The 12473-nt window shown below is 66.2% G+C and carries 12 protein-coding genes; 5 read left to right on the plus strand and 7 right to left on the minus strand.

The features are described 5' to 3' along the window. Positions 1–54: 54 nt before the first annotated feature. Positions 55–867, minus strand: a complete 813-nt coding sequence (gene kduI / locus LZC94_41515; protein WXB14292.1) for a 5-dehydro-4-deoxy-D-glucuronate isomerase — start codon at positions 865–867, stop codon at positions 55–57. 61 nt (positions 868–928) lie between these two features. On the opposite strand from kduI, the gene LZC94_41520 reads away from it, so the two are divergent. After that, the gene (locus LZC94_41520; protein WXB14293.1) at positions 929–2554 is read left to right on the plus strand and encodes an L-lactate permease; all 1626 of its coding nucleotides are present in this window, start codon (positions 929–931) and stop codon (positions 2552–2554) included. A 198-nt stretch (positions 2555–2752) separates the two neighbouring features. Beyond that, a complete protein-coding gene (locus LZC94_41525) occupies positions 2753–3520 on the plus strand; it encodes an ATP-binding protein (protein ID WXB14294.1) in 768 nt (255 codons plus the stop codon). Here LZC94_41525 and LZC94_41530 read toward each other — a convergent pair. Beyond that, a complete protein-coding gene (locus tag LZC94_41530) occupies positions 3480–3662 on the minus strand; it encodes a DUF2188 domain-containing protein (protein WXB14295.1) in 183 nt (60 codons plus the stop codon). The two genes, LZC94_41525 and LZC94_41530, sit on opposite strands and share 41 nt — an antisense overlap. 254 nt (positions 3663–3916) lie before the next feature. Here LZC94_41530 and LZC94_41535 point away from each other — a divergent pair, with 254 nt between their 5' ends. Then, positions 3917–4426 carry a hypothetical protein gene (locus LZC94_41535; GenBank protein WXB14296.1) on the plus strand — a complete coding sequence of 170 codons (510 nt, stop codon included), beginning with the start codon at positions 3917–3919 and terminating at the stop codon, positions 4424–4426. 111 nt (positions 4427–4537) lie between these two features. On the opposite strand, the gene LZC94_41540 is transcribed toward LZC94_41535, so the two are convergent. From LZC94_41540 to LZC94_41560, 5 genes are all read right to left on the minus strand, one after another. Beyond that, positions 4538–6082 carry an ABC transporter ATP-binding protein gene (locus LZC94_41540; protein WXB14297.1) on the minus strand — a complete coding sequence of 515 codons (1545 nt, stop codon included), beginning with the start codon at positions 6080–6082 and terminating at the stop codon, positions 4538–4540. After that, entirely contained in the window at positions 6079–7161 is a 1083-nt protein-coding gene (locus LZC94_41545) for an ABC transporter permease (protein ID WXB14298.1), read from the minus strand. Before LZC94_41545 ends, LZC94_41540 begins: the two co-directional genes overlap by 4 nt. A gap of 3 nt (positions 7162–7164) precedes the next feature. After that, a complete protein-coding gene (locus LZC94_41550) occupies positions 7165–8289 on the minus strand; it encodes an ABC transporter permease (GenBank protein WXB14299.1) in 1125 nt (374 codons plus the stop codon). Between the two features lie 7 nt (positions 8290–8296). After that, positions 8297–9334 carry a BMP family ABC transporter substrate-binding protein gene (locus tag LZC94_41555; protein ID WXB14300.1) on the minus strand — a complete coding sequence of 346 codons (1038 nt, stop codon included), beginning with the start codon at positions 9332–9334 and terminating at the stop codon, positions 8297–8299. A gap of 235 nt (positions 9335–9569) precedes the next feature. Continuing rightward, positions 9570–10433 (minus strand): NmrA/HSCARG family protein, encoded by an 864-nt coding sequence (locus LZC94_41560; GenBank protein WXB14301.1) that lies wholly within the window; start codon positions 10431–10433, stop codon positions 9570–9572. Between the two features lie 88 nt (positions 10434–10521). Here LZC94_41560 and LZC94_41565 point away from each other — a divergent pair, with 88 nt between their 5' ends. Together LZC94_41565 and LZC94_41570 are read left to right on the plus strand one after the other, a co-directional pair. Further along, on the plus strand, positions 10522–11058 hold the full coding sequence (locus LZC94_41565; GenBank protein ID WXB14302.1) for a MarR family transcriptional regulator: 537 nt from the start codon (positions 10522–10524) through the stop codon (positions 11056–11058). 106 nt (positions 11059–11164) lie between these two features. Continuing rightward, entirely contained in the window at positions 11165–12433 is a 1269-nt protein-coding gene (locus LZC94_41570) for a class A beta-lactamase-related serine hydrolase (protein WXB14303.1), read from the plus strand. The last annotated feature ends 40 nt before the right edge of the window (positions 12434–12473 follow it).

Here is a 12473-nt window from a genome sequence, read left to right on the forward strand (position 1 = left end):
AGTTATGACACCGGTTTCCTCTCGCGAAAAGAGGAAAGCGCTAACGCAAATCCGTCACGGCCACCGGATCCATATCGTCGAAGGCCTGGTTCTCCCCGGCCATGGCCCACACGAACGAATACGCGTGCGTTCCCGCGCCGCTATGGATGGACCAGCTCGGTAAATCACCGCCTGCTCGTTGGCGACGATCAAGCTCCGCGTCTCCTTTGGCTGCCCCAAAAGATGGATCACCCGCTCCTCCGGCGGCAAATCGAAGTACAGGTAGCACTCCGTACGCCGATCGTGGGTGTGCGGCGGAATGGTATTCCACACGCTCCCCTCGGCCAAGGTGGTCACACCGAGCACGAGCTGGCTCGAGCGAATGCCGCCGGCGTGCACGTACTTGCGAATCTCCCGCACATTCGCGCGCGCCGCCGAGCCGATGCGCACTGCGTCCGCCTCGGCATAACGGGCGACCGCGTTTGGAAAGCTCCCGTGCGAGGGCGTCGAAAAGAGATAAAAGTGCGTTCGCTCCTGCTCCGCGCTGAACGCGATACGCACCGCGCCCCGCCCGATGTAGAGGCAATCGCGATGCCCGAGCGCATAGTCCTCGCGATCGACCGAGACGCGGCCTTTGCCGCTCACCACCACCACCGCGAGCTCGCGCCGCTCGCAAAAGGCCGCGGCGCGCAAAGGATCGGCCGTCTCGAGGACGAGCGACCGACCGGGTAGCGGAGCGGCGCCGCCGAGCACCGCGCGATCGGAGTGGCTGTAAATGGTTCGGATTTCCCCGGGGCGAAAGAGATCGTCGACGAGGTAGTGCGCACGAAGCTGCGTGGTGTCGAACGCCGCGAGCTGCGTGGGATGCGTCGTATGTCGGACTTCCATGTTTCCATGGAACTACGTTTCGCTCGACATCGTAAAGAAATTTTCTTAACAAATAGAAACCGTGTATACGCAAAACCTGAATCCCACGGGGACCCTCACGGTGTCGGCGTTGCTGGCGCTCGTGCCTTTGTTGGCCGTGTTGGTGCTGCTCGGCGGCCTTCGCTGGAAAGCGCATTGGGCGGGGCTGGTCGCGCTCGCGCTTGCGTGGGTCGTCGCGATCGCCGGTTATGGGATGCCGGTGAGCGCGGCGATTCACGCGGGGTTGTTCGGCGTCGCGCAGAGCGTGCTGCTGGTGCTGTGGATCACGTTCAACGCGATTTGGATCTACAACCTGACGGTGCACAGCGGTCACTTCGCGGTGCTGCGGCGCGCGTTCAGCTCCGTGAGCGATGACGCGCGCGTGCAGGGCATCGCCATTGCGTTTTGCTTCGGCGCGCTGCTCGAGGCGCTGGCGGGTGGCGGCGGTCCGGTGGCCATTTGCTCCGTCATGCTGATCGCGCTCGGCGTCGCTCCCATGAAGGCCGCCGCCCTCTCGCTGGTGGCCGACACGGCGCCGGTGGCGTTCGGGGGCTTGGGAAATCCGGTCACGGCGCTGGGGATCATCACGGGCCTTCCGGTCGACGACTTCGGCAAGATGGCCGGCCGCCAAGTCTCGCTGCTCGCCGCCTTGGTCCCGTTCGTGCTGGTCTACATCGCCGATGGCCGGCGCGGGCTGCGTGAAGCGTGGCCGGCGGCGCTGGTGGCCGGTGTCAGCTTCGGGGTGACGCAGTTCCTCGTATCGAATTACCTGTCGTACAAATTGTGCGACATCATCGCCGCCATCGTGTCGGCGGGCGTGCTGCTCGTGTTTCTCCAAGTATGGAAAGGAGGCGGCTCGACGCGGCGCGCGCATGCGAGCGGCGCGCATCGTCCGAGCCCGAGCCCGAGCCCGAGCGGCGACGAGGTCGACAGCCGCGGCGCGATCCTGGCGGCGTTTGCGCCGTACGGCATCGTGGTGGTCGTATTTTCGCTCGCGCAGCTGGAGGCGGTGAAGGCGGTCCTCAAGAGGGCGTCGTGGTCGATGGCTTGGCCCGGGTTGTCTATTTTTGGCGCCAATGGGAAACCGGTGTCAACGACCTATGTGTTCGGCATCGGGTCGGCCACCGGGACCTTGTTGATGCTCGCCGGCATCGTGTCGCTCTTCGTGCTTCGGGTGCATCCGGTCACGGCCATTCGCATTTATGGACGAACGATTCGGCAATTCGGTTGGGCCATTCTGGCGATCGTGGCGGTGTTCGGGCTCTCGTATGTGATGAACCTATCGGGCCAAATTGCGACCCTCGGCTCATGGCTCGCGGGCGCGGGACCGTTCTTTGCGTTTTTATCGCCGTTGGTCGGGTGGTTCGGGGTCACGATCACCGGCACCGACGTGGGCTCGAACACCTTGCTCGGCGGCTCGCAAATGGCGGCGGCGCATCAGCTCGGGGCGTCGCCCATTTTGTTTGGCGCGGCCAATGGTTCGGGCGGTGTGATGGCCAAGATGATCTCGCCGCAGAACCTCGCGGTGGGCACGGCAGCCGTGGGGCTCGTGGGCAAAGAAGGCGAGCTGTTTCGCCGGGTGTTCGGCTGGAGCATGCTGCTGCTCTTCTTCATGTGCGTGCTGGTGTATCTGCAGTCCACGCCCATCCTGGGGTGGATGGTGCCATGAATCGGGCGCGACGTTCTGGCGCTGAATCATCGGCCCGGCGAGGTAGCGCAATTGCGCTTTCATCTCCCGCTGAAATGGAGCAATCGCCGGTTCTCGGCATCGGAGCGGGGCGGCGGGCGCATTAAGGAAATACTAAGGAGCACGCCGGCGCGCGATCGGGCCTTGCGGGAAGGCGGTGGCGGATGAAGCTTCCCGCGCATGAAATACGAGCGGTGGCTCATCGTTCTTCGTCCCGATGGCATCATCATGAGCGTCTCTGGGGGCGCTCCCCTGGCGTTCGTCGGGGCGACGGTGGAGGCGTGCGACGTGGCTGCGCCGGTGAAGGAGGCTGCGGCCAAGTTGCTGTCCTCGGCGACGGCGCACGCGTGGATCGAGCGCGAGATCGTGGAGGCGGACGGGCGCGAGATCGAGCTTTTGCGCACGGAGGCCATGCCGCTCCGGCGCAGCATGACGCCTTTGTTCGACCTGCTCGCGCGCACGACGGAGACGCTCATGGCGCAGGCGCATTCGACCTCGGTGTCGCTGCGGCTGGTGGTCGGGCACGACCTTCCGCAGGCGGCCCTGCTCGATGGGGAGAAGATCGCGTGGGGCATTGCGTCGCTGGTGGGGAGCGCGCTGCGGTACGTGAGCGGCAAGGCGGCGCAGGGCTCGGCCGAGGAGCGCAAGATTCAAGTGGTGGCCAGCGTCGGCGAGCACGAGGGAGAAATCGTGCTCGCCGTGATCGACAATGGCCCGGGCATCGAACCGCAGCGGCTCGAAGCGATGCTGCGGCGCGATCCCACGACGAAGCGGGCGGGCGGGCTCGCCCTCGTTCTACTGGATGACGTGGTGGCCGCCCACGGAGGTCGCATGGTGATCGAGAGCTCGACCTCGGCCCTCGATCACGGAACGACGGTCAAGCTGATTCTCCCCGTTTCGCTCTCGCCTAATGGCGCTCGCGCACGGTCCCGGCGTCCAGCTCGATGACCGTGGAGGAGCCGGGCGCGCCGCGCGATTCGCTTCGCGCGAACTCCAGCGCGGCGTCGGCCGTAGCAAAGATGCCCGCGACCATGCCGCTCTCCTCCGAGAGGCGCCATGCGCCCGCGTAGGGGCGAAGATGAAAATGCATCGGCGGGTTGGCGACGCGTATGATGGAAACAGAAACGGGATGTGGGTAGGGTTCGATGGACATGCTCATTGCGCGGGTCAATCTGCGAGCGGCCGCATAAAAGGGCCGTCAAGATTGGGCGCCGCGGCAAAAATCCGGGGCGCGCGACCAACCGGCCCGACCGACCCGCGAGACGCACCAGAAAGATGACGCAAGGGGTAAAGATCCAAACGGAATCTTTATCCGGCATCGCGCACGTTGAGGGCAGGAGAAACATGATGCCGCCACCCCCAGGCTTCAACGACACCGTCGCCGCCATCGAGGACCTCCTCGTGTCCGAAGAGGAGTCGATTTTCGCCTATAAGATCGCGGTGTTGCGAGCGAACGCAACCTCGGATATCCGCCGCTTCGGCGAGTTTCTACGCGCCCGCCAGGGCGCCGCGCGCGATTTGAGCCGCGTGCGCGCCCGCCTCCTGGCCAAGCAAGGCACGTGGGGGCAGCCGTGGGAGACGCGCAGACTTCCCCCCGGCACCGCACAGCAGATCGGCGCCCTCCCGAACGAAGAAGGGATGTTCGATGTGCTGGCATCGGCGGAGGACCGGCACGCGAGCAAGCTCGTAACGTTGCTCGTCTGCGCCGACGGCGAGCTCCCGCGCGATGTGTGCACCTTGCTGGAACGCATTCTCACCGAAACGGAACAACGCCGCGCTTGGTTGCACGAGCGCGGCGCCTGCGTGGTTTCGTCGGCGGCGAACGACGCGCGCAAGGTGGCCTCGCGCGGGTAGCGCACGGGCTCCCGTACCGCGCGGGTAGCGCCGCCGACGGCTCCCGTACCCGCGCGGGTAGCGGCGCGGACGGCCGTCTGCGCAAAGGCGCCCGTCCGCGCATCGAAGACGCTACGCCGTGGCCTCCAGCGGCTGCACCTCGGGCGTGCCCCGAGAGCCGGCCATCCAGGACCCGAGCTCGGCCCGCGTCACCTTTCCGGCTGGAACGACGGTGACGATGGCGCCGCGGTACATCACGGCGATGCGATCCGACAGGGCCAGAATTTCGTCGAGCTCCGCCGAGACCAGGAGCACCGCGGTGCCCTTGTCGCGCACGGTCACCAGCTCGCGGTGAATGCGCTCGATCGATCCGACGTCGACCCCGCGCGTCGGCTGGTTGACGACCAATAGCTTCACCATGCGACCGAGCTCGCGCGCGATGATCACCTTTTGCTGGTTGCCGCCGGAGAGCGCGCCCGCCGCGGTCTTCGTGCTCGGCGTGCGCACGTCGAAGTCGCGCACGCAGGAGCGCGCGTACGCATCGATGGCGTCGTCGTGGCGAAGGCCCTTGGTGCCGAACGGCGGCTGGTCGTACGTGCAGAGGACGAGGTTGTCCTCGATCGAATACGAGAGCACCAGCCCGTGGCGGTGCCGGTCCTCCGGTACGTGCGAGACGCCTTGCTCGATGAGCGACCGCGAGGCCGCCCCCGTGATGTCGCGCCCCAGCAGGGTCACCTGCCCGTGGCGCGGACGCCGCAGCCCCGTGATGGCCTCGATGAGCTCCGTTTGACCGTTGCCCTGAACGCCTGCGATCCCCAGGATCTCGCCGGCGCGCACGGAGAACGAGACATTGCGCACCTCGTCCATGCCCGCGTGGCGGCCCTCGACCGAGAGATCCTTCACCTCGAGGACGGTCGCCGCGGGCGTCGCCTCGCCCTTCTCGACCGTGAGGGTCACGTCGCGGCCGACCATCAAGGCCGCCAGCGAGTGCTCGTCCGACTCCTCGGGCTTTGCGCTCGCCACCACCCGACCGCCGCGCATGATCGTGATGCGATCGGCGACCTCGAGCACCTCGCGCAGCTTGTGCGTGATGAAGAGCACCGAGACGCCCTTCTTCACCAGCCCTTTGAGCACCACCAAGAGCTCGTCCACCTCTTGCGGCGTGAGCACGGCGGTTGGCTCGTCCAAGATGAGCACCTGCGCGTTGCGGTAGAGCGCCTTGATGATCTCCACCCGCTGCTGCGCGCCGACCGGCAGATCCTCGACCCGCGCCTCCGGATCCACATCCAGCCCGTACTCGCGCGAGAGCTCCCGCACGCGCGCGCTCACCTTCCGGCGATCGAGCACCATCCCGCGAACCTCCTCGGCCCCGAGCATGATGTTCTCGGTCACCGTGAAGACGGGGATGAGCATGAAGTGCTGGTGCACCATGCCGATGCCCAACGCGATGGCGTCCTTGGGCGAGCGCATCGCGATGGCCTTGCCGCGCAGGCGGATCTCGCCCGAGTCGGGCGCGGACATGCCGTAGACGATGTTCATCAACGTGGATTTGCCCGCCCCGTTCTCACCGAGCAGACAGTGGATCTCGCCCTCGCGCAGATCGAGATCGACCCCGTCGTTCGCCACCACACCGGGATACTTCTTGGTGATCCCGCGAACCTCGAGCACGACCGTCATGTGCGCCTCTCCGGATCGTACGCCACTCCGTCGGCCGCAGGAGGCGTGGTCTTGCCGATGATGCCCGTGAGGATCAACAGCGTGAGCAGATATGGGATCATCCCGACCACCGACGACTGCTGCAAGAAATTGAACTTCGGTGGAATGGACTCGCGAAACAGCTGCAAGTTGATCTGGAACGCCTGCGCCGCGCCGAACACCAGGGCGGCCGAGAGCGCGCCCACCGGCTTCCAGTTGCCGAAGATCATCGCGGCCAAGGCGATGAACCCGCGCCCGTTGGTCATGAGCGGCTCGAACGAAGGCACCGACTCCAACGTGAAGTACGCGCCCCCCAGCCCCGCGATGGCGCCGCCGATCACGATGTTCACGTAGCGCACGCGCAAGACGTCGATGCCCGCGGCGGCGGCCGCGCGCGGGTGCTCGCCCACCGAGCGCGTGCGCAGACCCCAGCGCGTGTAGAAGAGGACGAAGTGCGCGAGGGCGACCAGCACCAGGGCCGAGAGCGCGATGGGCTGCTGATCGAACACGCTGCCCACGAGCGGAATGTCGGCCAGCAGCGGGACGCGAACGCGCGGAAGAACGCCGGCCGCGCGCGGGATCTGCCCGCCGAACGCGCTGCCCTGCCCGAAGAAGAGCTGCCGGTTGAGGAAGCCCGTGAGCCCCGCCGCCAGGAGGTTCACCACCGTGCCGGCGATGATCTGGTCCACGGCGAACGAGACGGTGAGCGCCGCGTGCAGGAGCCCCACCAGCGCGCCGCTGGCGATGGCGATGAGCACCCCCACCAAAAGGCCCAGCATGGGCGAGGCATGGAGAACGGAGGTGATGTACAGGGCGCCGAACCAGCCGGTGAAGGCCGCCGTGAGCATCATCCCCTCGATGCCGATGTTGACCACGCCCGCGCGCTCGCAGAAGACGCCGCACAGCGCGCCGAGGGTGAGCGGGGTGGCCACGGCGATGGTGGTCCCGATCATGCTCGAGACGATGGCGGTGGGCGGGACTTGCGCCGCCCCGATGTTCGTGACGATCGCGATCAGGGTGATCACGATGGCCGCGATGAAGCCGTAACGTCGGTAATCCATGTGTCAGCTCCCCCACCCGCGGGTGATGACGATCCGCTCACCATCGCCACGCAGACGGTACAGACGGCGGACCATGACGTCGGCGGCGACGAAGAGGAGGATCAGCGCTTGAATGACCGAGATCACGTCGGTCGGGATCTGGGTGAGGAACTGCATCCGTGGGGCTCCGCTGCGCATCATGCCGAACAGGAGCGCGGCCGGCACCACCCCAGCGGGCTTGGTCTTGCCGAGCAGCGCGATGGCGATGGCGTCGAAGCCATAGCCCTGCGAGAAACCGAGCTCGTGCCGGTGGTTCAAGGCGCTGACCTCGATGGCCCCCGCCAGCCCGGCGAGCGCGCCCGAGAGCGCCATGCTCACCACGATGGTGCGCCCGACCTTCATGCCCGCGTAGCGCGCCGCGTCCGGGTTGGCGCCCACGGTGCGGATCTCGAAGCCGAGCGTGGTGCGGCGGAGCACCCACGCCACCAGCGCCGCGACGGCGAGCGCGATGGGAAAGCCCCAATGCAGACGGAACCCCGACAGGATCGGCGAGAGGCGCGCCGTCTCGTCGATGAGCGGCGTGCGCGCGAGCACGTTGCCCGGCGCGGGATCTTTCATGGGCCCGGCGAGCAGGAACGTGACGGCGTTGAGCGCCACGTAGTTGAGCATGATGGTGCTGATGACCTCGTGCCCTCCCGTTTTCGCCTTGAGCCACCCCGGCACTGCGCCCCATAGACCTCCGGCCACCGCCCCCGCGAGGATGGTCAGCGGCACGTGAATCACGGCCGGCAGGTGCAGCGAATAGCCGACGAGCGCCGCCGTGAGCGCGCCGAGGGCGAGCTGCCCTTCGGCGCCGATGTTGAACAACCCTCCCTGAAATGCGAACGCGACCGAGAGCCCGGTGAGAATGTACGGCGTGCTCCAGAGGAGCGTCTCGGACACCGCGCGCGGCGAGCCGAGCGAGCCGTCGAGCATGCCGAGGTAGGCCGCCAGAGGATCACCGCCGGCCACGACGATCAGGATGGCTCCCACCGCCATGGCCGTGAGCACCGCCAGCGCCGGCACCGTCCACGGCGCGAGCAGCTTGCGGAGCTTGTCCCCAGTCTTCGGTGCGTTCGTATTCGTTTCGTTCGTAGTCAGATTCGGCACGGGGCGATCACGACTTCGTGGGCGGAACGTTGGTCTTGATGGCGCCGTCGCGGAGCTGCTTTTGCAGCTCGTCGATCTTCGCCTTGACCGGAGCGGGAACCTTGTCGTCGAGATCGTGATACGGGGCGTGGCCCGCCTTGCCGGTCACGTTGCCGCTCGGGAGCTTGCCCTCTTTCGCCTGCTTGAGCAGATCGTAGACGCCTTCGTCGAGGAGCTTCATGGCGCTGGAGAGCAGCACCTTCTGCGCCTCCGGCACGGTGAAATATTGATCGGTGTCCACGCCCACCGCGTAGACGTTCTTGGCCGCCGCGCCGATGAGCGCACCGTTGCCCGTCTTGCCGCCGCCGCCGAACACGATGTCCACGCCTTTGTCGATCATCGACACGGCGGTGGTCTTGCCCCACTCGGGATCGGAGAACGTCTTATCGAACCCCACGTCGCTATGGTAGACGACGTTCAGATCGATGTCCGGCTTGACGTGCTTCGCGCCGGCGCGGAACCCCTCGCCGAAGCGCCACACGGGCGGGACCGCGTCGGTGGCCAGCACGGCGCCGATCTTTCCCGATTTGCTCATCAGCGCGGAGAGCGCGCCCACGAGGAAGCCCGCTTGATCCTCGGGGAAGACCAGGGCCGTCATGTTCTTCTTCTCCGTGCCCGGCGGCTGGAACTGATCGACGCCGATGAAGCGCGTATCGGGGAACTTCGCGGCCGACTCGCGCGTGGTCTCGCCGAGCGCGAAGCCGACGGTGATCACCACGTCGTACTTCTCCTCGGCGAAGGTGGCGATGTTCTTGGAGTAGTCTTTGGGATCGGTGGTCTCGATGTATTGCGTGGTCGCGCCAAGCTCCTTCTTGGCTTTCGTAACCCCCTCCCACGTGGACTGGTTGAACGATTTATCGTCCACCTTGCCGACATCGGTCACGACGCCTACGCAAAAGACTTCGGGGCTCGAACAGTCGGGTTTGTCTTTGGACTTGTTGCACGCGCTCACCGAAGCCGCCGCAACCATCATGAACAGAGCGGCGTGCCGCCGAATGTCGGACATGTGACTCCCTCCGAGGACCTACGGCGACAACGGTCGCCGGAGTTTGCAAATGTGGTCCACATTAACAAGAAGTCGGTGCCGATTGGAATAGCTGTTCAGTTGGTTTCGACCACCGACCATGCGACGCGGGTCGGCGCAGGATACAGCTTTTCTTCAAAATGTATCACTCGGACGGAATGCACCAGGCTTTGGCGCACCTCGCTCCATGCCGAGCCCCCGGCGGCGGGCGGTTGACTCACGGCTTCCACCCGGTATCGCGCAGCCACGTTTCCAAGGTGGTGAGCCCCGGATACAGCCCGCGCAAGGCCGGAATATCCGCAGCATAGCCTTTCGCGTCAAACCACTCGAACATCGACGCGAGCTCCTCGCTGAACGCCCGCAGCTGGGCGGTCGGCTGCGATTCGAACCGGGTCGGGATCCCCGTGGCCCGCTGAAACGTGGACGCGAGCTCGGTCATGGTCAACGCATCGCCGGCCAGCTCGATGGCGCGCCCGAGGTAAAAGTCCGGCTGCTCGAACGCGTTGGCCGCAAATACGGCGATGTCGCGCACGGCGACCACTTGCAATCGGGTTTCGGGGCGAAGCGCCATGCGCAGCACCAAGCTTCCATCGACGAGGGCGGGCCCGTTGAACGAGGCGAAGTTCTCCATGAAGAACACCGGCCGCAGCACGGTGAGCGGCACGCCCAGCCCGCGCAAATGCTCCTCGATCCGCCACTTGCTGTCGAAGTGCGCGATGCCCGTGCTCCGCTCGGCGCCCCCGACCGAGGAGTACACGACGTGGGCGATGCCCGTCTCCTTGGCAAGGTCGGCCACGTGAATCCCCTGGCGCACTTCGAGCGATGCATCGGTTTGCGAGAACGCCTGCACGCTGAAGACGCCGTGCGCGCCGCGCATGGCCTCGCGGAGTGAAGCGGGCGCTTCCAAATCCCCGCGAACCAGCGCGGCACCCCGATCGCGGAGGGCGCGCGCCTCGGCCTTGTCCGGATCGCGCACCAGCGCGCGAACGTCGAAGCCGCGGGCCAAGAGCTCGCGGGCCGTCGCCCCGCCCTGCTGTCCCGTTGCACCGAGCACGAGAATGGTTCGATTCCGTTTCGTCATGGGAGCCTCGCTTGGTTGGTAGACCAACTAATTTGTTGGTAGGCCAACGATAGTGTCCTTGGTTGGCCCGCCAAGTACCTTTCGGCCGATGAGCCGCCCCCGATCCCCGCGCACCCGGCGAACGCCGCCACCTCCGGCCGAAGTCCGCCCCACGCCCCCCGCGCAGCCGGCGACGCCCAAGAAGACGTTCCTTCGCATCGAGGTGGCGAACGCACCGCTCGGCTCGAAGCTGCTGCAGCTGACCCGGAGGCACTATCTACTCGCGACGGATCTTCTCAAGGAGATCGGACTCGTGCCCCCGCAGGAGCTGGTCCTCATGCACCTGTGGGAGCGAGGTCAGTGTTCCCACGGTGAGATCGTGCGCTTCTTCAACCGCGACCGTTCGACGGTGACCAAGACCTTGCAGGCCATGGAGCGCGCCGGGATCGTCGAGAGGCGCCCGTCGGAGACGGACGGACGCGCCATCGTCATTTCGCTCACCGAGCGCGGAAAGGCGCTTCACCCCGAGGTGATCGCCATTTGGGCCGAGCTCGAACGGCGCACGACCCGTGGCCTGGGCGATCACCGGCTCGGGACCGTGCTGCGCGCATTGGACGTCATGTTGGGGAATCTGTCGGACTCCTGAATACGAGAACGCGCATTTCACGGTGACGCATTCACAGTGACGAAGTTGGGTATCTGATCGTGAATCGCATCGCGCGCCGATCGACAATGGAGGTATCGTCGCCCGCATGAGAGTGATTTTCGGCGGCTCGGTTGTCGTGTTGCTCGGTTCTCTCGCGCTCGTGGCTTGCTCGTCTTCCGGCTCGGAAGAGGATTCGAGCGGCGCGGGTGGCGTGATTTCGCCGCTGTCTCTGGAGACGCTGGAGAGCTCCACCGGCGCGGATCGCGGCGGGCGCTGTCCCAGCGGGATTGGCGATCATTGGGTGTGCAGCGGAAAGGCGCGCGTTCGATGCGTCGATGGCGCCATTCAACGGGAGCACTGTTCCAGCGGCTGCAACGATCCCGCCGGCGAGGTGACCGAGGCGGTCTGCACCTGTCCCGCGCCCGCCGGGACCCGCTGGGCGTGCAGCGAAGACGGCAATCTCCATAGCTGCAACGGTGGCGGGTGGATGACCCAGGAGTGCCATTGCGACGGGTGCACCGGCTCCCCGGCCAACGTGAGCGCCTCGTGCAACGCGCGCTCGGGGGCGCTGCAGGCGGTCCTCGACAAATTGGGCCCGCAGTGCGGCCAATATTCGCCCGGCACCTACTGCAGCCTCTCGGTCCGCGATCTGGTGACCGGCGAGACGGCCAGCTACCGCGGAAATGCCTTCGAGGCGCCGGCCAGCACCGTCAAGGCGCTGTGGGTCGCGGCGGCGCTGCTCGACGTGGGCATCGAGAAGGTCAAGCCGCTCGCGGAGCCCGTCTTCATCGATTCCGACAACTCGGCCGCGGGCCAGGTGATCGATTTGCTCGTCTCGCCCGACCGGGTCAACACGTTTGCGTGGCACGACATCGGGGTCGCCGACATCGGATTCTGTCGTTGGAATTACGATAAAGTGCGCGAAGCTGGCAATTGCGACCGCGGGCCGCGCGGCGGTTCGAATTTCATCACCACCGACGACGCCGTTCGCTTCTTGACCGCCGTATGGAACCGGCGCCTGCTCGGCAAAGAGCGCAGCCGGCAGCTGCTCGACTGGATGAAGCTCTCACCGCGCCAGGGCTATGGCGGCTGGCTCGGGACCCAGCTGCCGCCGGCGGCGCGTGCCACGATGCATCATAAGGCGGGCTGGCTGCCGCCGGCCGAGGTACCCGGTAATTCCAATTCGAACGAAATTGGGATCGTCGAAGTCCCCAATGGCCATCCTTATGCGGTCGCGCTCCTGCTCAACGGCGCGCCTTCGCAAGAGGCCTACGACCAGGTGCAATTGCCGACGCTCGAATACGCTTCATGCGTCATCTACCATGCAGCTGCAAAGGATCACGCCGATCCCTTCGCGGCGTGCGTGCACCCCTGATTGCAGCATCGCGTGCCAACCCCTTGCTTTTCGGATCGTA

Source organism: Sorangiineae bacterium MSr11954 (assembly GCA_037157815.1).
Classification (GTDB): Bacteria; Myxococcota_A; Polyangia; order Polyangiales; family Polyangiaceae; genus Pendulispora; species Pendulispora albinea.

Bases quoted from the DNA above. Each gene is read 5' to 3' on its own strand.
- LZC94_41560 (WXB14301.1), bottom strand. From the start codon at position 10,433: ATGACGAAACGGAATCGAACCATTCTCGTGCTCGGTGCAACGGGACAG.
- LZC94_41530 (WXB14295.1), bottom strand. From the start codon at position 3,662: ATGCATTTTCATCTTCGCCCCTACGCGGGCGCATGGCGCCTCTCGGAG.
- LZC94_41565 (WXB14302.1), top strand. From the start codon at position 10,522: ATGAGCCGCCCCCGATCCCCGCGCACCCGGCGAACGCCGCCACCTCCG.
- LZC94_41545 (WXB14298.1), bottom strand. From the start codon at position 7,161: ATGGATTACCGACGTTACGGCTTCATCGCGGCCATCGTGATCACCCTG.
- kduI (WXB14292.1), bottom strand. From the start codon at position 867: ATGGAAGTCCGACATACGACGCATCCCACGCAGCTCGCGGCGTTCGAC.
- LZC94_41540 (WXB14297.1), bottom strand. From the start codon at position 6,082: ATGACGGTCGTGCTCGAGGTTCGCGGGATCACCAAGAAGTATCCCGGT.
- LZC94_41570 (WXB14303.1), top strand. From the start codon at position 11,165: ATGAGAGTGATTTTCGGCGGCTCGGTTGTCGTGTTGCTCGGTTCTCTC.
- LZC94_41535 (WXB14296.1), top strand. From the start codon at position 3,917: ATGATGCCGCCACCCCCAGGCTTCAACGACACCGTCGCCGCCATCGAG.
- LZC94_41525 (WXB14294.1), top strand. From the start codon at position 2,753: ATGAAATACGAGCGGTGGCTCATCGTTCTTCGTCCCGATGGCATCATC.
- LZC94_41555 (WXB14300.1), bottom strand. From the start codon at position 9,334: ATGTCCGACATTCGGCGGCACGCCGCTCTGTTCATGATGGTTGCGGCG.